Source organism: Nocardioides sp. (genome assembly GCF_031397825.1).
GTDB lineage: Bacteria > Actinomycetota > Actinomycetes > Propionibacteriales > Nocardioidaceae > Nocardioides.
Genome location: NZ_JANNML010000213.1, coordinates 1 through 20,261, shown reverse-complemented (window position 1 = coordinate 20,261; position 20,261 = coordinate 1). Strand labels below are relative to the sequence as shown.

At 71.4% G+C, this 20,261-nt stretch carries 21 protein-coding genes; 10 read left to right on the top strand and 11 right to left on the bottom strand.

Going from position 1 to position 20,261, the window contains the following annotated elements:
- Positions 1-120 precede the first annotated feature (120 nt).
- The 7 genes from RMN98_RS18135 to gcvT are packed head-to-tail and all read right to left on the bottom strand — an operon-like array spanning position 121 to position 5,989.
- The gene (locus tag RMN98_RS18135) at positions 121-615 is read right to left on the bottom strand and encodes a dihydrofolate reductase (RefSeq protein WP_309650220.1); all 495 of its coding nucleotides are present in this window, start codon (positions 613-615) and stop codon (positions 121-123) included.
- A gap of 7 nt (positions 616-622) precedes the next feature.
- A complete protein-coding gene (locus tag RMN98_RS18130; RefSeq protein ID WP_309650219.1) occupies positions 623-1,429 on the bottom strand; it encodes a thymidylate synthase in 807 nt (268 codons plus the stop codon).
- Positions 1,430-1,456: 27 nt separating this feature from the next.
- Positions 1,457-2,299: a PhzF family phenazine biosynthesis protein gene (locus RMN98_RS18125; protein WP_309650218.1), complete on the bottom strand. Its 843-nt coding sequence runs from the start codon at positions 2,297-2,299 to the stop codon at positions 1,457-1,459.
- Between the two features lie 9 nt (positions 2,300-2,308).
- Positions 2,309-3,811 (bottom strand): hypothetical protein, encoded by a 1,503-nt coding sequence (locus tag RMN98_RS18120; protein ID WP_309650217.1) that lies wholly within the window; start codon positions 3,809-3,811, stop codon positions 2,309-2,311.
- A 2-nt stretch (positions 3,812-3,813) separates the two neighbouring features.
- The gene (locus RMN98_RS18115) at positions 3,814-4,602 is read right to left on the bottom strand and encodes an aminoglycoside adenylyltransferase domain-containing protein (protein ID WP_309650216.1); all 789 of its coding nucleotides are present in this window, start codon (positions 4,600-4,602) and stop codon (positions 3,814-3,816) included.
- Positions 4,603-4,631: 29 nt separating this feature from the next.
- A complete protein-coding gene (locus RMN98_RS18110; protein WP_309650215.1) occupies positions 4,632-4,889 on the bottom strand; it encodes a hypothetical protein in 258 nt (85 codons plus the stop codon).
- Complete coding sequence (gene gcvT / locus RMN98_RS18105; RefSeq protein ID WP_309650214.1) at positions 4,886-5,989, bottom strand: glycine cleavage system aminomethyltransferase GcvT; 1,104 nt, start codon at positions 5,987-5,989, stop codon at positions 4,886-4,888. Before gcvT ends, RMN98_RS18110 begins: the two co-directional genes overlap by 4 nt.
- A gap of 69 nt (positions 5,990-6,058) precedes the next feature.
- Here gcvT and RMN98_RS18100 point away from each other — a divergent pair, with 69 nt between their 5' ends.
- Positions 6,059-7,564 (top strand): leucyl aminopeptidase, encoded by a 1,506-nt coding sequence (locus RMN98_RS18100; RefSeq protein ID WP_309650213.1) that lies wholly within the window; start codon positions 6,059-6,061, stop codon positions 7,562-7,564.
- 202 nt (positions 7,565-7,766) lie between these two features.
- Here RMN98_RS18100 and RMN98_RS18095 read toward each other — a convergent pair whose 3' ends face one another.
- Positions 7,767-8,144, bottom strand: a complete 378-nt coding sequence (locus tag RMN98_RS18095) for a hypothetical protein (protein WP_309650212.1) — start codon at positions 8,142-8,144, stop codon at positions 7,767-7,769.
- A gap of 154 nt (positions 8,145-8,298) precedes the next feature.
- On the opposite strand from RMN98_RS18095, the gene lpdA reads away from it, so the two are divergent.
- The 3 genes from lpdA (at position 8,299) to RMN98_RS18080 (ending at position 12,541) form a co-directional block, all read left to right on the top strand.
- Positions 8,299-9,690 (top strand): dihydrolipoyl dehydrogenase, encoded by a 1,392-nt coding sequence (gene lpdA, locus RMN98_RS18090; protein ID WP_309650211.1) that lies wholly within the window; start codon positions 8,299-8,301, stop codon positions 9,688-9,690.
- Positions 9,691-9,719: 29 nt separating this feature from the next.
- On the top strand, positions 9,720-11,534 hold the full coding sequence (gene sucB, locus RMN98_RS18085) for a 2-oxoglutarate dehydrogenase, E2 component, dihydrolipoamide succinyltransferase (RefSeq protein WP_309650210.1): 1,815 nt from the start codon (positions 9,720-9,722) through the stop codon (positions 11,532-11,534).
- An 86-nt stretch (positions 11,535-11,620) separates the two neighbouring features.
- Complete coding sequence (locus tag RMN98_RS18080; RefSeq protein ID WP_309650209.1) at positions 11,621-12,541, top strand: TIGR01777 family oxidoreductase; 921 nt, start codon at positions 11,621-11,623, stop codon at positions 12,539-12,541.
- Here RMN98_RS18080 and RMN98_RS18075 read toward each other — a convergent pair.
- Positions 12,518-13,045: a hypothetical protein gene (locus RMN98_RS18075; RefSeq protein WP_309650208.1), complete on the bottom strand. Its 528-nt coding sequence runs from the start codon at positions 13,043-13,045 to the stop codon at positions 12,518-12,520. The two genes, RMN98_RS18080 and RMN98_RS18075, sit on opposite strands and share 24 nt — an antisense overlap.
- Before the next feature lie 92 nt (positions 13,046-13,137).
- On the opposite strand from RMN98_RS18075, the gene lipB reads away from it, so the two are divergent.
- From lipB to RMN98_RS18050, 5 genes are all read left to right on the top strand, one after another.
- On the top strand, positions 13,138-13,875 hold the full coding sequence (gene lipB, locus RMN98_RS18070) for a lipoyl(octanoyl) transferase LipB (protein ID WP_309650207.1): 738 nt from the start codon (positions 13,138-13,140) through the stop codon (positions 13,873-13,875).
- A gap of 76 nt (positions 13,876-13,951) precedes the next feature.
- Positions 13,952-14,917 (top strand): ABC transporter ATP-binding protein, encoded by a 966-nt coding sequence (locus tag RMN98_RS18065; RefSeq protein ID WP_309650206.1) that lies wholly within the window; start codon positions 13,952-13,954, stop codon positions 14,915-14,917.
- Entirely contained in the window at positions 14,914-15,909 is a 996-nt protein-coding gene (locus tag RMN98_RS18060; RefSeq protein WP_309650205.1) for a hypothetical protein, read from the top strand. Before RMN98_RS18065 ends, RMN98_RS18060 begins: the two co-directional genes overlap by 4 nt.
- A 54-nt stretch (positions 15,910-15,963) precedes the next feature.
- Positions 15,964-16,926 carry a lipoyl synthase gene (gene lipA, locus RMN98_RS18055; RefSeq protein WP_309650204.1) on the top strand — a complete coding sequence of 321 codons (963 nt, stop codon included), beginning with the start codon at positions 15,964-15,966 and terminating at the stop codon, positions 16,924-16,926.
- A gap of 44 nt (positions 16,927-16,970) precedes the next feature.
- Positions 16,971-17,693 (top strand): DUF4191 domain-containing protein, encoded by a 723-nt coding sequence (locus tag RMN98_RS18050; RefSeq protein ID WP_309650203.1) that lies wholly within the window; start codon positions 16,971-16,973, stop codon positions 17,691-17,693.
- Between the two features lie 4 nt (positions 17,694-17,697).
- Here RMN98_RS18050 and RMN98_RS18045 read toward each other — a convergent pair whose 3' ends face one another.
- Together RMN98_RS18045 and RMN98_RS18040 are read right to left on the bottom strand one after the other, a co-directional pair.
- Positions 17,698-18,552: a hypothetical protein gene (locus RMN98_RS18045; RefSeq protein WP_309650202.1), complete on the bottom strand. Its 855-nt coding sequence runs from the start codon at positions 18,550-18,552 to the stop codon at positions 17,698-17,700.
- A gap of 84 nt (positions 18,553-18,636) precedes the next feature.
- Positions 18,637-19,050: an RDD family protein gene (locus RMN98_RS18040; RefSeq protein ID WP_309650201.1), complete on the bottom strand. Its 414-nt coding sequence runs from the start codon at positions 19,048-19,050 to the stop codon at positions 18,637-18,639.
- A gap of 191 nt (positions 19,051-19,241) precedes the next feature.
- Here RMN98_RS18040 and glnA point away from each other — a divergent pair.
- Positions 19,242-20,261, top strand: a 1,020-nt coding sequence (glnA, locus tag RMN98_RS18035; RefSeq protein WP_309650200.1) for a type I glutamate--ammonia ligase, incomplete at its 3' end; no start/stop codon positions are given.

Below are 20,261 nucleotides of genomic sequence, written 5' to 3'. Positions count from 1 at the left end.
CGGCGCGATGTTGCAGCCCGCGGGGGTTGACCACCATGCAACATTGCGCCGACTCGGCAAGGGCCCGGCAACATTGCGCCGACTCGGCACGGGCCCGGCAACTCTGCGCCGACTCGGCCGTCACTCTGCGCCGGCTCGGCGGACCAGCCAGACCCGGTCGTAGCCGTCGAGCGCCTCGCGCCGCTCCTCGACCCAGTCGGCGCGATCGAGCTCGGGGTAGAACGTGTCGCCCTCGGGCGTGAGGTGGACCTCGGTGAGCACCTGCTCGTCGGCGACGTGCAGCGCCTCCTCGTAGACCAGCGAGCCGCCCACGACCATCACCTCGCCGGGGAGGTCGTCGGCCAGCGCGAGGGCCGCCGTCAACGACGGTGCGACCAGCACCCCCTCGGCGCTCCAGGACGGGTCGCGGGTGAGCACGACGGTGGTGCGCCCGGGCAGCGGCCGTCCGATCGAGTCGTAGGTCGCGCGACCCATCACCATCGTGTGCCCCAGCGTCGTGGCCTTGAAGTGCGCGAAGTCCTCGGGAATGCGCCACGGGATGTCGCCGGAGGCACCGATGACGCCGTTGTCGGCGACCGCAGCGACCATCACGACGCGCTTGCCGCCGGGAGTCATGCGCGCGTCATACGGCGATCGGGGCCTTGATGCCCGGGTGGGGGTCGTAGCCCTCGACCGCGACGTGCTCGAGGTCGAAGGCGTCCAGGGCGGCCACCGACGGGTCGAGCACCAGCCGCGGCAGCGGGCGCGGCTCGCGCGTGAGCTGGAGGCGAGCCTGGTCGACGTGGTTGGAGTAGAGGTGGGCGTCGCCGAGTGTGTGCACGAAGTCGCCGACCTCGAGCCCGGTCACCTGGGCGACCATGTGGGTCAGCAGCGCGTAGGAGGCGATGTTGAACGGCACGCCGAGGAAGACGTCCGCCGAGCGCTGGTAGAGCTGGCAGCTCAGGCGCCCGCCGGCCTCCGAGGGCGCGACGTAGAACTGGAACATGGTGTGGCACGGCGCCAGCGCCATCTGCGGGATGTCGGCGACGTTCCACGCGGAGACGATGTGGCGGCGTGAGTCGGGGTCGCGGCGGATCTGCTCGACGACCTGGGCGATCTGGTCGACGTGACGCCCGTCGGGCGTCGGCCACGAGCGCCACTGGTAGCCGTAGACGGGCCCGAGGTCGCCGTCGGCGTCGGCCCATTCGTCCCAGATCGTGACGCCGCGTTCCTGGAGCCACGTGACGTTGGTGTCGCCCCGGAGGAACCACAGCAGCTCGGCGAAGACCGAGCGCGTGTGCACCTTCTTGGTGGTCACGAGGGGGAAGCCCTCGCTGAGGTCGAAGCGCATCTGGTGGCCGAAGACGCTGCGCGTGCCGGTGCCCGTGCGATCACCCTTGTCGACCCCCTCGTCGAGGACTCGCGTCAGGAGATCGAGGTACTGCTGCATGAGCCCAACCTACCGTCCGGGGACGGGTCAGAGCGCGACCGTCCCGATGACCGTCGTGAGGGTGTCGCCGCCCACCCACACCTCGCGAGAGGGCCCGTCGCACACGACGTCGACGTGGACGCGGCCCCGGCGGCCCATCGCGGTGCCCTGGGACGCGACGTACGACGTGGGCAGGCGCGAGCCCGCCAGCCACTGGGCGATCCCGGCGTTGAGGCTGCCGGTGACGGGGTCCTCCACCACCCCGAGCCCGGGGCAGAACGCGCGGACCTCCGCGGCCGCGCCGTCGCCGGCACCGTCGGGGTAGAGCCCGACGACCCCGACGTCGAGGTCGCCGAACAGCGCCAGGTCGGGGCGTACGTCGAGCACGGCGTCGGCGTCGCGCAGGAGGAGCCCGACCCAGCCGGGGCCGTTGTCGATCCACGCGGCGTCGACGACCTCGTCCACGCCGAGCGCGAGCGCCGCGGCGATCCGCGTGAGGTCCCCAGCCTCCACCGGACCCGAGCGCAGGAGCGGCGGGGCGGCGAACGCCAGCCGCTCGCCCCGTCGGACCGGGACCAGCCCGGCGCCGCACTCCTGCACGACCGTGTCGGCCACCGCCGGCGCTCCCCCGGCCTCGAGCCAGGCGTGGGCGCTGCCGAGGGTCGGGTGACCGGCGAAGGGCAGCTCGCCACCCGGGGTCCAGATCCGCAGCCGGTAGTCGGCGCCGGGCGTGGTCGGTGCCATCAGGAACGTCGTCTCCGACAGGTTGGTCCACCGCGCGAAGGCCGCCATCTGCTCGTCGGTCAGGCCATCGGCGTCGTGGACGACCGCGACCGGGTTGCCCATCAGGGGCAGGGGCGAGAAGACATCGACCTGGCGGAAGGCGCGCACGCCGTCACGCTACTGGGCCAGCGCCCACGTCGTGCTGCGCGGGAAGGTCAGCACCACCTCGCAGGCCGTCGCGACCCCCGGACGGGGAGCGACGCAGGAGGTCAGCTGGAGGCTGCCGGAGTTGGACAGACGCGGGCCGTCGTCGGGGTCGGGCTGCGCCAGCTCCACGAGGTAGGTCGCCGCACCCTCCGCGCGCAGGTGCGCGGCGTAGACGGTGTCCGTCGCGGACAGGCCGGTGTCGAGCTCGGTCTCCGAGCGCGCGTCCCAGAGCCGCAGCGTGCCGACCTCGCTGACGGGGTTGATCGTGCGCGTCAGCACCAGCCCCCCGTCGGGCGACAGCTCCGCACCCACCCCCGGCACGGTCACGATCTCGTCCTCCCCCTCACGCGGGCTGGCGACGCTCACCGCACCCTCATCCTGGCGCGCCACGGCACCGCTCGCGACGTCGAGCACCTTGGGCGCCGCGAGCTCGACCTCCCCGCCCTCCTCGACATCGAACGCGTAGTTGCGCCCCTGGGTCACGTAGTAGACCGTCCCGCCGTCGAGACCGACGACGTCGATGTCCTCGTCGTCGGGCAGTGCGACCGTGCCCACCACCTCACCCTCGTCGAGGTCCCACACCTGGAGCTCGGGGCGACCGGTCTGGTCGACCCACGCGACCAGGCCCTCCTCGGCGGAGACCTGGAAGGTGCCGTCGAGCCGCTGCCTCCCGATCGGCGTGCGCTTCCCCTCGAGGTCCACGTGGACGATCTCCCCGACGGCGTCGGTGTAGACCGCCCCGTCGTCCACCTCGAAGAACGTGCGGAGCGCCTCGATCCGCAGCTCGACCTCGGCGAGGTGGAGGACGTCGTCGGAGTACCACCCGACCGGGGCCGGGTTGCTCGCGCGCTCCACGGGCACGTCGGCCAGCGGTGGCACCGGCTCGGGTCGGGTGCCCCACCAGGTCGCGCCGCCGACCACGACGGCGAGCAGGGCGACGACGGCGCCCGCCGTGACCGTCGTACGACGCACGCGGGCGCGGCGGTCGGCCCGCTGCTCGGCCGCGACGTCGGCGAGCGAGACCGGGGTGACGTGGAGGGACTCCGCGACGCGGCGCAGGGCGTCGTCCGACGGAGCGGGACCGAGCTCGCGCCCCAGCACCAGCTCGACCTGCTCGGTCGCGAGGCCGGCGACCGAGCGCAGGACCAGCGCGGCCCGGTCGACCGGCCCGAGGGCGTCGAGCGCGGCGGAGAGGGCGGGCCACTCGACGTCGAGCGGCCAGCCGTCACGGGGCGCGTCCGTGGCCCACCAGGCGACCCGGTCGTCCCGGCGCACGTCGAGCAGCGTCCGGAAGAGGTGGACGTCGAGGTCACCGACCTCGTCACGCCTGCCCCAGCCGGCGCGCAGGCGCCCCAGCGTCGAGCGGGCCAGTCGGGGTGCGACGTCGGGGCGGGAGCCGAGCAGGACGGTGGTGCGCACCAGGGCGGTCCAGCGCGCGACGGCAAAGGCCTCGAAGTCGCCCTCGTCGCGCATGACTACTGCTCCTCGGTCCCCTGCGCCACGACCCAGGCCGTGAGCTCGGCGGTGTCCCTCCCACGGGCTGCCCTGTCGTCAGCGTATTCGGAGCCCTCGACCCGGTGGATGTCCTCGCGGATCCGCAGTGCCTCGCGCAGGACGCGGTGGAAGCGCTCGGGATAGGCGCTCAGCCCCCACCGACCGGCGCCCGACTTCGTGGTCATCTCTCCCGTGACGAGCAGGTGGTGCAGGCGGGTGACCCCCAGGACGCACCAGCAGCACCCCTCCTCGCCGGCGCCCTCGGACGGCATCGCGGTCAGGGCCTCGGCGCTGCCGCGCCAGTAGGTGTCGAGGTTGTCGCGGGTGAAGGCGAGGAGGACCTCCTGCGAGGTCCACACGCCCAGCTCGGCGATCGGCGGACCGCAGACCTGCACGCCGTGCCACGCCAGCTCGTGCCAGACCACGACGGCCTCGTGGAGGACGCCCTCGCCCTCGAAGAGCCTGCCGAGCACGATCGGCACGTCCGGGCAGTCGGCCGGGGGGTCAGCGAGGTCGGCGACCAGGACGTGCACGCCGTCGAAGGCCACGTCGGGGTGGGCGGCGGCGACCTGCTCGTGCGCCACGCGCAGCGCCTCGACCGCAGCCCCGTCCGGTCGGTGGGCCAGGGTCGCGACGAAGTCGACGTCGCTCTGCCCCGGCACCCACTCCCCGAAGCCGGTGCCGCCGCGCAGGTAGAGCCCCGTGACCAGGTCCGGCGGCGCGACGCGCAGGAAGGTCGCGCAGACCTCCTCGACCGCCGCCGGGATCATGCCGGGATCATGCCGGGATCACGGGAGGGTCACGCGTGGAGCGACATCGGCCCGTAGACGACGCGGTCGACCTCGAGCAGCGTGACGCCGTCGACGCCCTGTTCGGCGAGCTCGGCATAGAACTCACCGACCCAGGACTCGGCGTCGGCCTGGCTGGCGAAGCGCCGGCCGGCGTAGTCCTCGGAGACGGTGACCTCGGTCCCCTCCTTGTCCTCGAGGCGCCACGACCACGGCAGGTCGGCGGTCGAGGGCGGGCGGAAGGTGGGCGGCTGGTCGGGCAGGTTCATGACTCCCTCACCGAGGTGTCGACGAAGGGCGGCTTGGTGAGCTGGAAGATCTCGCGCCGTCCACGGACGTCGACCCCCACCTCCGCCTCCGGGTGGATGTCGGAGGGCAGCAGCGCGAGGCCGATGCCCTTCTTCAGCGTCGGGGAGAAGGTCCCCGAGGTGATCTCGCCGAGCATCACGTCGGCCGTGAGGCTGACCATCATGTGCGGACGTGGGATGGCGCGACCGGTGGAGACCAGGCCGCGCAGGGTGCGGCTGGGGCCGGCTGCCTTCTCGGCGAGCAGCACGTCGCGCCCCCAGAAGGCCTCCTTCTTCCACCCGACCGCCCAGCCGAGTCGGGCCTCGTTGGGCGTCACGTCGAGCGAGATCTCCTGGCCGTGGAGGGGGTAGCCCATCTCGGTCCGCAAGGTGTCGCGCGCCCCCAGGCCGCAGGCGAGCATGCCGTACGCCGCACCCGCGGCGACGAGTGCGTCCCACAGCGACTCGGCGACCGCGTTGGCCGCGATCAGCTCGTAGCCGCGCTCGCCGGTGTAGCCGGTGCGACAGACCACGACGCCGCTGCCGTCGTGCTCCGCCTCGGTGAAGCTCATGTAGTCGTGACCGACCGGCAGGCCGACCGCCTTCAGCACCTCGTCGGAGTGCGTCCCCTGGACGGCCAGCACGACGTAGTCACGGTGGTGGTCCACGACCGTCACGCCCTCGGGGGCCGACTCCGCGAGCCGCCGTACGACCTCGGCGGTGTTGGCGGCGTTGGGCACGAGCAGCACGTGCTCGTCGTCGCGGTAGTAGACGATCAGGTCGTCGACCACGCCGCCGGTGGCGTCGTCGCAGCAGAGCGTGTACTGCGCCTGGCCCGGGCCGATCTTGGCCAGGTCGTTTGTCAGCGTGCGGTTGACGTAGTCGGCGGCTCCGGGACCGGTCACCATCGCCTTGCCGAGGTGACTGACGTCGAAGATGCCGACCGAGGTGCGCACGGCGGTGTGCTCCTTGACGACGCCGGAGGAGTACTCCAGCGGCATGGACCACCCGCCGAACTCGGCGAACTTGGCGCCCAGCGCGACATGTCGGTCATGGAGGGGCGATCGCAACAGCTCGGCCATGGCCGCGAACCTACCGCAGCCCCTGCGAGCCCCTGCGGGCCCCTGCGAGGTGCGGGTTAGTCTGCCGCGGTGACCACGACCTACACGCTGCGCAGCGCCAGCCCCGCCAAGACCCGAGCCGACGCGGTGGTGGTCGGGGTCCTCTCCACGGCGAAGGGACCGCAGGTCGCGCCGGGCGGCGAGGACGTGGCCAAGGCCTACGGCCGCAAGCTGGCCCCGCTGCTCGCGGCCCTCGGCGTCAAGGGCAAGGCCGGTGAGCTGGTCAAGGTCCCGACGAGCGGCACGATCACCTCACCGCTCCTGGTCCTGGTCGGCCTCGGCGACGAGGCCACGCCCGCATCCGTACGCCGTGCCGTCGGCGGCGCCGTCCGCGCCGTGACCAACGCCGCGTCGGTGGCGGTCGCCCTGCCGGCCGACTCCCCCGAGCTGGTGCGCGCCCTCACCGAGGGCGCGATGCTCGGCGCCTACACGTTCACGACGTACAAGAAGGAGACCAAGGACGACGCCCCCGGCGACGTCGTGCTCCTGTGCCCCAACCCGCGTCGCAAGGAGATGGCCACCGCCTTCGAGGAGGCGCAGGTCGTCGCCCGTGCGGTCGCGCAGACCCGCGACTGGGTCAACACCCCTCCCGGCGACCTGACGCCCCCCGTCTTCGCGGACGCGGCCGTGGCTGCTGGCAAGGAGTGGACCAAGGGCCGCGGTGGCCCGAAGGTCAGCGTCACGGTGCTCGACGAGAAGCGTCTGGCCGAGCTCGGCTGCGGCGGCATCCTCGGCGTCGGTGCGGCCTCGGCGGCTCCCCCGCGCCTGGTCGAGATCACCTACGCCCCCAAGGACGCCCGCTGCCACCTCGCGCTGGTCGGCAAGGGCATCACCTTCGACTCCGGCGGCCTGACCATCAAGCCGGCCCAGGGCATGGGTGAGATGAAGAGCGACATGTCGGGCGCCGCTGCCGTCATCCAGGCGACCTTCGCCATCGCCGCGCTCGGCCTGCCGATCAAGGTCAGCACCTTCGCCGCGATGGCGGAGAACATGGTGTCCGGCTCCGCGATCCGCCCGGGCGACGTCATCACGCAGTACGGCGGCACCACCGTGGAGATCCAGAACACCGACGCCGAGGGACGTCTCGTCCTGGCCGACGCCCTCGGCCGAGCCGCCGAGCAGGAGCCCGACGTCCTGCTCGACGTCGCCACGCTCACGGGCCACATGGTGCTGGCGCTCGGCGACCGCGTCGCGGGCGTCATGGGCACCGACGAGATCGTCCAGGGTGTCATCGCCGCCTCCGAGGTCGCCGGCGAGGACCACTGGCCGATGCCGATCCCCGAGGGCATGGTCGAGCGGGTCAAGGGCAGCAAGATCGCCGACCTCTCCCAGCACGACTGGGTGCGCTGGGGCGGCGGCCTCTTCGCCGGCGCGTTCCTGCGCGAGTTCACCCACGGCCTGCCGTGGGCCCACCTCGACATCGCCGGCACCGCCTTCAACTCCGGCGGCCCCCGCGGTCACCTCACCAGCGGCGGCACCGGCTGGGCCGTCACCACCCTCGTCGACTACGCCCGCGCGCTGTCGGCAGAGAAGTAGCCCGCGGCGGGGTCGCTGGTCGAGCCCGAGGAGCGCCAGCGACGAGGCGTCGAGACCGTGCACGCCGACCACCAGGCTCAGCCGCATGACGTACGGCGTACCCCCACCCAGACGAGCACCTCACCGAGGTCTCGACGCCGACTCGCTGGGCTCGCCGGGCTCGACCGACGAAGGGCCAGCCAGCACCCACGCATCCGTGCGGCTAGTAGCCGCGCTCCTTGCGCTGCTGCTTCTGCCGGCTGTTGTAGTCACGCATGCGCTGCGGGATGCCGACCACGGCGGCGTCGTAGGACGGCACCTGGTGCTTGTTGGCGAAGTCGTGCGCCCAGTTGATCGAGGGGACCCGGCGACGGGTCCACTCGCCGTCGTGCGCCACCAGGAGCAGGGTCACGTCACTGACCGCCGTGCGGGGCTCGACGAACCCCTCCACACCGCGGCGCGCGGTGACGAACTCGTGCAGGTGCGCCTCGTCGACCTTGTCGGAGGCGCGGACCCGTGTGGAGCCCGTGCGGAGTCCGTCCTTGGCCGGCCTGCTCATGCGCATGCCCGACCTGCGGCGGAAGCGGTCCATGAAACCCATGTGCCCAGTTTGCCCCTTCGGGGGTCATCTCGCGCACAGGACCCCTCTCGACGGGCTCGTGGCGACTCGCGGGCGGCCGCGCTGAGGCCGGTGTTGTCACGCGCGCCAGAAGTGCAAGGATGGGTCGCGCATCGGTGACTACGGAGGGACCAGCGTGGCAGAGGCGGACTTCGACGTTCTCGTTCTCGGGGCGGGTTCGGGGGGCTACGCCTGTGCCCTGCGCGCCGCCCAGCTGGGCCTGTCCGTGGGGCTGGTCGAGAAGGGCAACCTCGGCGGCACCTGCCTCCACGTCGGTTGCATCCCCACCAAGGCCCTGCTCCACGCAGCGGAGGTCGCCGACAGCGCCCGCGAGTCCGAGCAGTTCGGGGTCCGGGCGTCGTTCGACGGCATCGACATGCCCGGCGTCAACGCTTATAAGGACGGCGTGGTCTCGCGCCTCTTCAAGGGGCTGGCCGGCCTCATCAAGTCCCGCGGCATCACCGTGATCGAGGGCGAGGGCCGGGTCACCGGCCCCCGCGAGGTCACGGTCGACGGCACCACCCACACCGGTCGCCACCTCGTCCTGGCCTCCGGCTCCTACTCCAAGTCCCTGCCCGGCCTCGAGGTCGACGGCGAGCGGGTCCTGACCTCCGAGCACGCACTGCGCCTCGAGCGGGTGCCCGCATCGGTGATCGTGCTGGGCGGCGGCGTCATCGGCTGCGAGTTCGCCAGCGTCTGGCGCAGCTTCGGCGCCGAGGTCACGATCATCGAGGCGCTGCCGCGACTGGTCGCCGTCGAGGACGAGGCATCCTCGAAAGCCCTGGAGCGCGCGTTCCGCAAGCGCAAGATCGCGTTCCGGACCGGCACGTCCTTCCAGAGCGTGACGACCACCGATGAGGGCGTCGCGGTCACCGTCGAGGGGGCCAACGGGGAGCAGAGCGTCATCGAGGCCGAGCTGCTGCTCGTCGCGGTCGGTCGCGGTCCCAGCACCACCGGTCTGGGCTACGAGGAGATCGGCGTGGCGATGGAGCGCGGCTTCGTGCTCGCCGACGAGCGCTGCCGCACCAACGTCGAGGGCGTCTTCGCCGTCGGCGACATCGTCCCAGGGCTCCAGCTGGCCCATCGCGGGTTCCAGCAGGGCATCTTCGTCGCCGAGGAGATCGCGGGCCTCGACCCCCAGCCCATCGACGAGCTCGGGATCCCCCGCGTCACCTACAGCCACCCCGAGATCGCCTCGGTCGGCCTCAACGAGGCCGACGCCGTCGAGACCTACGGCGCCGACGGCATCGAGAGCATCACCTACGACCTCGGTGGCAACGGCAAGAGCCAGATCCTCAAGACCCAGGGCTTCGTCAAGCTCGTGCGTCAGAAGGACGGGCCCGTGGTCGGCGTCCACCTGGTCGGCGACCGCGTCGGCGAGCTCATCGGTGAGGCCCAGCTGATCTACAACTGGGAGGCCCACGCCGAGGACGTCGCTCCGCTGGTGCACGCCCACCCCACCCAGAACGAGGCTCTCGGCGAAGCGCACCTCGCGCTCGCCGGGAAGCCGTTGCACGCTCACTCCTGATCCCCACCACCAGCGCGTAAAGGAAGTCCATGGCCACCGAAGTCAACCTCCCAGCTCTCGGCGAGTCCGTCACCGAAGGGACCGTCACCCGCTGGCTCAAGCAGGTCGGCGACACGGTCGCCGTCGACGAGCCGTTGCTGGAGGTCTCCACCGACAAGGTCGACACCGAGATCCCCTCCCCCGTCGCCGGCACCCTGCTGGAGATCAAGGCCCAGGAGGACGACACCGTCGAGGTCGGTGCGATCCTCGCGGTGATCGGTGACGAGGGCGAGTCCGCCGGCGACGCCGACGAGACCGCCGAGCCCGAGGCACAGCCGAAGGACGAGGGCGAGGCCCAGAAGAAGGCCGAGCAGGAGGAGGAGATCGTCGAGGAGACCGGCGACCTCCCCGAGGGCGACGAGACCCCCGAGGCCGACAAGGAGCAGCCGGCCGCGTCCGGTGGCTCCGACAGCGGGTCCGGCGGCAACGGCGGCTCCGGTGAGAGCACGTCCGTGACGCTGCCCGCGCTCGGCGAGTCCGTCACTGAGGGCACCGTCACCCGGTGGCTCAAGGCCGTCGGCGACGACGTCGCCGTCGACGAGCCCCTGCTGGAGGTCTCCACCGACAAGGTCGACACCGAGATCCCCTCCCCCGTCGCCGGCACCCTGCTGGAGATCAAGGTCGAGGAGGACGAGACCGTCGAGGTCGGTGCCGAGCTCGCCGTCATCGGCTCGGGCGACGCCGCCCCCGCCGCGCCGGCGAAGGAGGAGAAGGCCCCCGAGCCCGAGCCGGAGCCGGAGCCGGAGCCCGAGCCCGAGCCCGAGCCGGTCAAGCAGGAGGCCCCCGCCGCCACCACGAGCGAGCCGGAGCCCGCCAAGGCCCCCGAGCCCACCCAGCAGGAGGCCGCGCAGGAGACCGCGCAGGAGGCACCGTCCAACGACAGCGCCGGCTACGTCACCCCGCTGGTCCGTAAGCTCGCGACCCAGCACGACGTCGACCTGTCGAGCATCACCGGCACCGGTGTCGGCGGGCGCATCCGCAAGCAGGACGTGCTCGACGCCGCCAAGGCCAAGGAGGCCCCGGCCGCTGCTCCCGCAGCCGCCGCCGCTGCTCCGGCCGCTGCGGCCCCCGCGCCGTCGGCCACGCCGTCGCCGCTGCGCGGCACGACCGAGAAGATCAGCCGGCTGCGCAAGATCATCGCGGAGCGGATGCTCGACTCGCTGCACTCGGGAGCCCAGCTCACGCAGGTCATCGAGGTCGACGTGACCCGCATCGCCCGTCTGCGCGAGAAGTCCAAGGCCGACTTCCTGGCCCGCGAGGGTGTGAAGCTGTCCTACCTGCCGTTCTTCGCCAAGGCCTCGATCGACGCCCTCAAGGTCCACCCCAAGCTCAACGCGACGATCGACACCGACGCCGGGACGATCACCTACTACGACGTCGAGAACCTCGCCTTCGCCGTGGACACCGAGAAGGGCCTCATCACCCCGGTCGTCAAGGACGCCGGCGACCTCTCGATCGCCGGTCTGGCGAAGAAGATCGCCGACGTCGCCGAGCGCACCCGCACCAACAAGATCGGCCCCGACGAGCTCGGCGGTGGCACCTTCACGATCACCAACCTCGGCAGCGTCGGCGCCCTCTGGGACACGCCGATCATCAACAAGCCGCAGGTCGCCATCCTGGGCCCGGGCGCGGTCGTCAAGCGCCCGGTCGTGATCGACGACCCCGACCTGGGCGAGACGATCGCGGTGCGCCACATGGTCTACCTCGCGCTCACCTACGACCACCGCCTGGTCGACGGCGCTGACGCGGGTCGCTTCCTGCAGGACGTCAAGAAGCGCCTCGAGGCTGGCCAGTTCGAGGTCTGATCCACCGCCGACGGCCCCCGCGCGAGCACTGCTCGCACGGGGGCCGCCGTCGTTCCTCCCCTTGGCCGTGATGGGAGGCTTGCGCCATGGCTCCTCCCCAGGCTCCCCTGCACGTCGTCCTCGCCGGCGGCTCCGGCTTCCTCGGCACCCACCTGCGCGCCGACCTCGTGCGTCGGGGCCACACGGTCACCTCGCTCGTACGACGAGCCGGCAGCGGCCCCGCCGAGTCCACCTGGGACCCCTACGCCGGTCAGGTCGACCGCGCCCTGGTCGCCGAGGCCGACGTCGTCGTCAACCTGGCAGGGTCCCCGACCGCGGGCAACCCGCACTCGAAGAAGTGGGCCCGCGAGCTGCGCGAGAGCCGCGTGACGACGACTCGTGTGCTGGCCGAGGCGATCGCGGCCGCCGAGCAGCCCCCGGCCTTCCTCGCCGGCAACGGCATCTCCTACTACGGCGACCACGGCGACCAGGTCCTCACCGAGACCGCCGACACCCGCGGGCACGCCCTCCTGACCGACGTCACCCGTGAGTGGCAGGCCGCGGCCGACGCCGCCGTCGACGCCGGCTCTCGGGTCTGCGTCCTGCGCACCGCACCCGTGATGGACCGCCGTGCCGCGCCGCTGCAGCAGCTGCGCCTGCTCTTCAAGGCCGGTCTCGGCGGCAAGCTCGGCAACGGCAAGCAGCACATGGCGATGATCTCCCTGCGCGACTGGGTCGGCGCCGTCTCCCACCTCGCCGAGCACCCGACCGCGTCGGGGGCGTTCAATCTCTGCTGCGTCGAGACCCCGACCAACGCCGAGTTCACCCGGGCCCTCGCCCAGGCCCTCCACCGCCCGGCCTTCGCCACCGCGCCGAAGGCGATCCTCAAGGTGGCCGCCGGCGAGATGGGCCCGGAGATCCTGGGCTCGCTCAACGTCCGACCGGCCGCGCTCGAGGCCGCGGGCTACGTCTTCACCGACCCCGACGTGCACGCCGTCGTCGCCTCAGGCTTGGCCGCCCGCGACTGACACCCGGGCGACCCGCCACCTGCCGCCGGTGCGCCAGAGGGTGACCTGCCGCTCCGTGACGGTGCCCACCGGCAGCGACCACCGGCGGGCACCAGCCCGCGCGGTCGCGTGCACGAGCCGCTCGATCACCGCCACGGTGATCCGCCGGGGCGCCCGGGCGACCACCCGACCCCGGAGCACCTGCACCTCGAGCATCTCGACCCTCAGGCCCCGGTCGAGCCACCGTCGCAGCATCGCCACGTCGCGCTCCCCGGCCCGCGACCCCCGCACGTAGAGCGCCTCCAGCCCCTCCGAGTCGCCCGCAGCCCAGGCTTCCGCCCGCTCGCGGTCCCACTCCTGGAGCACCGCCACCGGCGACACCCCCGCCTCCACGTCTGCCTCGAGCCCCGCCGCGACACCCGCCGACCCGGCGGCCGGGCTTGCGACCGTCGGGTCCGTCGTACACGCCGAGAGGGTGGCGCCGAGCACCACCAGCAGGGCGACGCAGGCCAGGAGTCGGGTCATCCCCCACTCCTACCGGCTCCCGACCGCCGACGCGACCGCTCCTCCACAGGCAGCCCCCGCTGACCACCTCGGGACCGGGGTAGCCTCCAGGGGTGAGTGAGCTGCGCTTCGAGCAGGTCGGCCTCGGTGCCGACGCGGTCGACTACCTCGCGGCGTGGGACCTCCAGCGCGAGGTGCACGCGGGCGTGGTCGAGGGCAGCCGTCCACCCACGGTGCTGCTCCTGGAGCACCCGCCCGTCTACACCGCCGGCAAGCGCACGGCCCCGGGCGACCGGCCTGCCGACCCCGGTGGCGCGGCCGTCATCGACGTCGACCGCGGCGGGATGATCACCTTCCACGGCCCCGGCCAGCTCGTCGGCTACCCCATCGTGCGACTGCCCGACCACGTCAAGGTCGTCGACTACGTACGACGGGTGGAGGAGGCCCTCATCCAGGCCTGCGGCGAGCTCGGGGTCGCCACCGCCCGCGTGCCGGGTCGCTCCGGCGTCTGGCTGCGCGCCGACGACCGAGGCCCCGAGCGCAAGGTCGCCGCCCTGGGCATCCGGGTCAGCCGCGGGGTGACGATGCACGGCTTCTCGCTCAACTGCGACGTCGACCTGGGGTGGTACGACCGCTTCGTCCCCTGCGGCATCGCCGACGCCGGCGTCACGACCCTCAGCCAGGAGCTCGGGCGCCCCGTCACCGTCACCGAGGTCATCCCGGTCGTGGAGCGCCACCTCGCGCGCTACCTCGCCTGGGACGCCTACGTACCGACGCCCGACTACGACGCCCGGCTAGAGCCGGGACGCACCCCAGCCAGCACACCGCGCATCACTCTCCTCACGCCCTGAGGCGTGTCACGACGCTGACACAACCTTTTCGTCTGTTGTGATCGTCTCCCTCGGGACGGACGGAGAGCGAAGACACGTGAGTGACCTGGTGATCGAGACGACGGGGCTCCGCAAGGAGTTCCGCAGCAGACGAGGCGGCCTGCGCGTCGCCGTGCAGGGCCTGGACCTCGCGGTCCCCCGGGGTGGCGTGCACGGCTTCCTCGGCCCCAACGGTTCCGGCAAGACGACGACCATCCGGATGCTCCTCGGCCTCGCGAGCGCCAGCAAGGGGTCGATGGAGCTGTTCGGCCACCCGGTGCCGCAGTCGCTGCCGGCGGTCATCGACCGCGTCGGCGCCGTCGTCGAGTCCCCCAAGTTCTCCCCCAACTTCAGCGGCCGGCAGAACCTCCTGCTCCTGGCCCGCACCATCGGTGCGCCGACCAGCCGCGTCGACGCCGCGATCGAGACCGTCGGCCTCACCGGGCGCGACCGGGACCGCTTCAAGTCCTACTCGCTGGGCATGAAGCAGCGCCTGGCCATCGCGGCCACCCTGCTCAAGGACCCCGAGCTGTTGATCCTGGACGAGCCCACCAACGGCCTCGACCCGGCGGGCATCCGCGAGATCCGCGACACCATCCGCGACCTCGGCGAGCGCGGCGTGACCGTGCTCCTGAGCTCCCACATCCTGGCCGAGGTTCAACAGGTCTGCACCTCCGCGACGATCATCGGCAACGGCCGGCTCCTGGCCTCCGGTCGCGTCGACGAGCTGCTCCAGGGCGGTGCCTCCGCGGTGCGCGTCGAGGTGCCCGACCCCGCGGCCGCCCGGTCGGTCCTCGAGGGCGCCGGCTTTGCGGTGACGCCGACCATCTCCGACGAGCCGGGGCTCCTGGTCGAGTCCGAGGCCCCGGCCGACGTGACGCGTGCCCTCGGCGAGGCCGGTATCTGGCTGACCGCCCTCACCCCCGTACGACGCGACCTGGAGTCGGTGTTCCTCGAGCTCACCGAGGCCGACACCCTCGGCCACGAGCACGGGGACCGTCCGACGCAGGGCGGTGCCGCATGAGGCGCCTCCTGCTGGTCGAGCTCACCCGCATGCGGTGGCGCCGTGCGGTCCTCCTGCTGCTCCTGGCCGTCGTGGTGCTCCCCGTGGTGTTCGGGGTCGCCCGTGCGTGGAACACCCAGCCGCCCTCCGACGCCGAGCTCGCCCGGGTCGACCAGCAGGTCGCCGAGGAGACCGCGCGGCCCTACGTCCAGAAGGAGCTGGACCGCTGCCTGGCCAAGCCGCAGCGCTTCGGCCTCCAGGCCGACGACCCGGACCTGCAGGCCCAGTGCGAGTCCTTCGTGCTCCCCCAGCGCGAGTGGTTCCTCTACTTCGAGACCCTCGACCTGGTGCAGGAGCGCGACGAGACCGGTCTGGCCGTGGTCGCCCTCGTCTCGGTCCTGCTCCTGCTCGCCGGCACCACCCTGGTCGGACACGACTGGAGCAGCGGGTCGATGAGCAACCAGCTGCTCTTCGAGACGCGACGCACCCGGGTGTGGACCGCCAAGGCGCTGGTCGTCTTCACGGTGTCCCTGGTGCTCTCGCTGGTCGTCTTCTCCGGCTACTGGCTCGCGCTCTGGGCCGTCGCCCGTTCCCGTGACCTGCCCGCCACCACCGAGATCCTCGTCGACTGCCTCCAGGACGGCCTGCGCGGCGCCCTGGTGGCCGCCGGCGCGGCCCTGGGCGGCTACGCCCTCACCATGCTGTTCCGCAGCACGGTGGCGACCCTGGGGGTGCTCTTCGCGATCGCGGTCGCCGGCGGCGCGCTGATCGCCGTGCTCGGCATCGACGAGCAGTTCCAGCCGCAGACCAACATCGCGGCGGTGGTGCTCGACGGCGCCGACTACTACGTCTCGGTCCCTGACGAGTGCTTCACCAACCGCCCTCCGCAGGGCGCGGTGTGCGACCAGGAGAAGGTGCTCCCCGCGCGCAACGGCGCCCTCTACGTCGGCTCGTTCCTGGTGCTGGCCAGCGCCGCGTCGGTGGTCTCGTTCCGTCGTCGCGACGTGCCCTGACGACGACCTCACGTCGAGTTCGCCTGCCTGTGGGAGCGGCGTACAGTTGCGGGAGTGACCACTGCTCCTGTCCCTGAAGGCCGCAAGCTCCTCCGTCTCGAGGTCCGCAACGCCGAGACCCCCATCGAGAAGAAGCCCGAGTGGATCAAGACCCGGGCCAAGATGGGCCCGGAATACAAGGCCCTCCAGAGCCTGGTGAAGTCCGAGGGGCTGCACACCGTGTGCCAGGAGGCCGGCTGTCCCAACATCTTCGAGTGCTGGGAGGACCGGGAGGCGACGTTCCTCATCGGTGGTGAGCAGTGCACCCGGCGCTGCGACTTCTGCCAGATCGACACCGGCAAGCCAGAACCGCTCGACCGTGACGAGCCGCGCCGCGTTGCGGAGTCGGTGCAGAAGATGCAGCTGCGCTACGCCACGATCACCGGCGTCGCCCGCGACGACCTCCCCGACGGCGGGGCCTGGCTCTACGCCGAGACCGTCCGGATGATCCACGAGCTCAACCCCGGCATCGGCGTCGAGAACCTGATCCCCGACTTCAACGGCCAGCCCGACCAGCTGCGTGAGGTCTTCGAGTCGCGTCCCGAGGTCCTGGCCCACAACGTCGAGACCGTCCCGCGGATCTTCAAGCGGATCCGTCCCGCGTTCCGCTACGACCGCTCGCTCGACGTGATCACCCAGGCCCGCGACTTCGGCCTGGTCACCAAGTCCAACCTGATCCTGGGCATGGGCGAGACGCGTGACGAGGTCTCGCAGGCGCTGCGCGACCTGCACGCGGCCGGCTGCGAGCTCATCACGATCACGCAGTACCTCCGCCCCTCCGCACGGCACCACCCCGTCGAGCGGTGGGTCAAGCCGGAGGAGTTCGTGGAGATGCGCGACGAGGCCGACGAGATCGGGTTCTCCGGGGTCCTGTCCGGCCCGCTGGTCCGTTCGTCCTACCGGGCCGGACGCCTGTACCGTCAGGCGATGGACGCCCGCGAGGGCCTCACGACCACCGTCACCCCCGCCACCGTCTGACGACACGACCTCGTCAGCCCGAGTCGACAAGGCAGCACCGCTCCATGGCCAAGAAGGACAAGGCTCAGCCCACCGACCCCTCCGAGATGGGTCGTCGCCAGCAGATCGTGGCGACCTACAAGATGACCAAGCAGACCGACAAGCGCATCGGCCTGTGGATGCTGGGGTCGTTCCTGCTCTTCGGCGCCCTGGGTTTCGGGATCTTCTACATCCTGCCCGGCAGCGGCACCATCGGCCTGGTCATCGCCATCGTCGGCGGGCTCATGCTCGGCCTGCTCGCGATGATGATCGTCTTCTCGCGTCGCGCCCAGCGCACCGCCTACGACCGCATGGCCGGCCAGCCCGGCGCGGCCGCCAGCGCCCTCACGCTGCTCAAGCGCGGTTGGAAGTCCGACCCGGTCATCGCCTTCACCAAGCAGCAGGACGTCGTGCACCGTGTGGTCGGCCCTCCGGGCATCGTCCTGATCGGTGAGGGCAACCCCCACCGTGTGCGCCAGCTGCTCCTCAGCGAGCGCCGCAAGCACGAGCGCGTCGCCTCGGAGACGCCGATCCACGAGGTCGTCGTGGGCTCCGAGGAGGGCCAGGTCCCGCTGGCCAAGCTGGTCCGCCACGTCACCAAGCTGGGCCGTCAGGTCAAGCCCGCCGAGATGACCGACGTCCTCAACCGGCTCAAGGCCCTCGACGCCAACCGCTCCGCGATCCCCCTGCCGAAGGGCCCTGTGCCCAACAGCATGAAGGGGATGCGCGGCAACATGCGCGGCCGCTGACCGATCAGGCGCCCGGCATCTGCATGATCTGTGAGGCGTCGGGAGCGACGATCTCCACCGGCTCGCCCCAGTTGTCGTAGGTCGCGAGCAGCTCGCCACCGATGTCGCCCAGGTCGCTCTGCATCTTGCGGAGGTTGCCCTCGTCGTCGAACCACAGGTCGTAGGTGAAGGTCTCCGGGATCGATCCGGCCGGGAGCGAGCCGAGGTCGGTGCCCTGCTCGTCCAGCAGGGTGCCGGAGTCCAGCACGAGGCTGTAGTGCTCCAGGCCGTCCTCCTCCCCGACGTACGTCGCCGCGGTGATCGCCTTCTCGAACGTCTCGAACTGCTCACCGATGTCGAGCTGGTCGCTCAGGTCCCCGGTGGGGTTGGCGGGGTCGTCGAGGGCGGTCTTGGTGAACTTGTCGCCGAAGATGTTCTGGTAGATGAAGCCGTCGACGATGATCGTCTGGATCGGCTTGGGCGCCTGCGGCACGTCGATCGAGATGGCCATCGACAACGGCGTCGTCGAGAAGTCGATGACACCGGTCGACTCGAAGCCGCCCCCCTCGCCCCCGCCGCCGATGGACTGCGTGACGCTGGCGGTGGTCGCGCCCTCGAAGGCGGTCTTGAAGACGTCGGCCATCTCGGACGCGTCGATCTCCTCACCGGCCGTCGGGACGGCCTCCTCGCTGTCCTCGCTCTCCTCACTCCCGACGTCCTCGCCTCCGTCCGCCTCGTCGGGCGCGCTCGAGCTGGACGAGTTGGAGCCGGCGGCGTCCGATCCGGAGGTGTCGTCGCCACCTCCGCAGGCAGCGAGGCCCGTCAGGGCGAGGGTCAACGTGGCGGCGGACGCCGTACGACGGAGCAGGGTGAGCGACATGGGGGCGCCTTTCGAGGGTGGGTGCCCTCAGGCTAGCGATCCGGAAGGCGACCGACACCCGGCCCAGACCACTCGGTGAGTCGCTCAGAGCGGGCGCAGCAGCCGGTTGAACTCCTCGATGGTCACCGTTGCCGTGCCGGCGAGCACGTCGTGCAGCCCGCGTCCGTCGGGCCGGTAGACCAGCGCCGGGATGACCAGGGCGATCAGCACCTGGCGCAGCAGCGTCTTGAGGGGGTTGAGAGGCCGCAGTCGTCCGTCGGCAGGGACGACCCGCAGCCGCGTCGCGAGCTTGCCGAAGGAGCCGCCCAGCAACCAGGTGAACACCGCTGACTCGAGCACGTAGACGAGCAGGACGTAGAGCTGGGCGCTGCTTCCCGGCTCGGCGTAGTCGGCCAGGCCGACGAAGGCGATCACCACGAGGGTCGAGGCGACCCAGTCGACGAAGAGGGCGAGGACACGACGCGCCCAGGAGGCGGTCTCGAAGCCGGCGGTCACCACGGCCCCAGGCTAGTGGCGGCCTCGTGACGGTCTGGCTGCTGGGCCACCTGTTACATCGGGGAAACATTACCGATACCGTCGCGTCACGCCCCGTTCGTACGTTCGGGCACATCCCTCGACGCAACGGCGCGTCGAGTCACCACTCGCTTGCTTTGACGGCTGCCACCGCGGGTCGCAGCCAAGGAGGACGAATGTTCCAGAACAGCGACGAGCTGCTCAAGTACATCAAGGACGAGGGCGTCGCGATGGTCGACGTGCGCTTCTGCGACCTGCCCGGCGTCATGCAGCACTTCACGGTCCCGGTGTCGTCGTTCGACCAGTCCGTCTTCGAGGACGGCCTGAGCTTCGACGGCTCCTCGATCCGCGGCTTCCAGGCCATCCACGAGTCCGACATGTCGCTGTTCCCGGACCCGACGACGGCCTTCATCGACCCGTTCCGCACCGCCAAGACGCTCGTGGTCAACTTCTTCATCCACGACCCGCTCACCGGCGAGCCCTACTCCCGCGACCCGCGCAACATCGCCAAGAAGGCCATGGCCTACCTCGGCACCACGGGCATCGGTGACACCGCCTACTTCGCGCCCGAGGCCGAGTTCTACGTCTTCGACAACGTGCGCTTCGAGACCAAGCAGAACGCCGGCTACTACGAGATCAACTCCTCGGCCGGAGCCTGGAACACCGGCGACAGCTTCGAGAACGACAACCGCGGCTACAAGGTGAAGTACAAGGGCGGCTACTTCCCCGTCGCGCCCACCGACCACTTCGGTGAGCTCCGCGACGAGATGGTCATCGAGCTGGAGAAGTCCGGCCTGATCGTCGAGCGCGCCCACCACGAGGTCGGCACGGCCGGCCAGGCGGAGATCAACTACCGCTTCGACGAGCTGCTCAAGGCCGCCGACGACGTGATGAAGTTCAAGTACATCATCAAGAACACCGCGTGGCGCAACGGCAAGACGGCGACGTTCATGCCCAAGCCGATCTTCGGTGACAACGGCTCCGGCATGCACGTGCACCAGTCCATCTGGAACCAGGGCACTCCCCTGTTCTACGACGAGACCGGCTACGGCGGCCTGTCCGACATGGCGCGCTACTACATCGGCGGCATGCTCAAGCACGCCCCCTCGCTGCTGGCCTTCACCAACCCGACGGTCAACTCCTACCACCGCCTGGTGCCCGGCTTCGAGGCCCCGATCTCGCTGGTCTACTCCCAG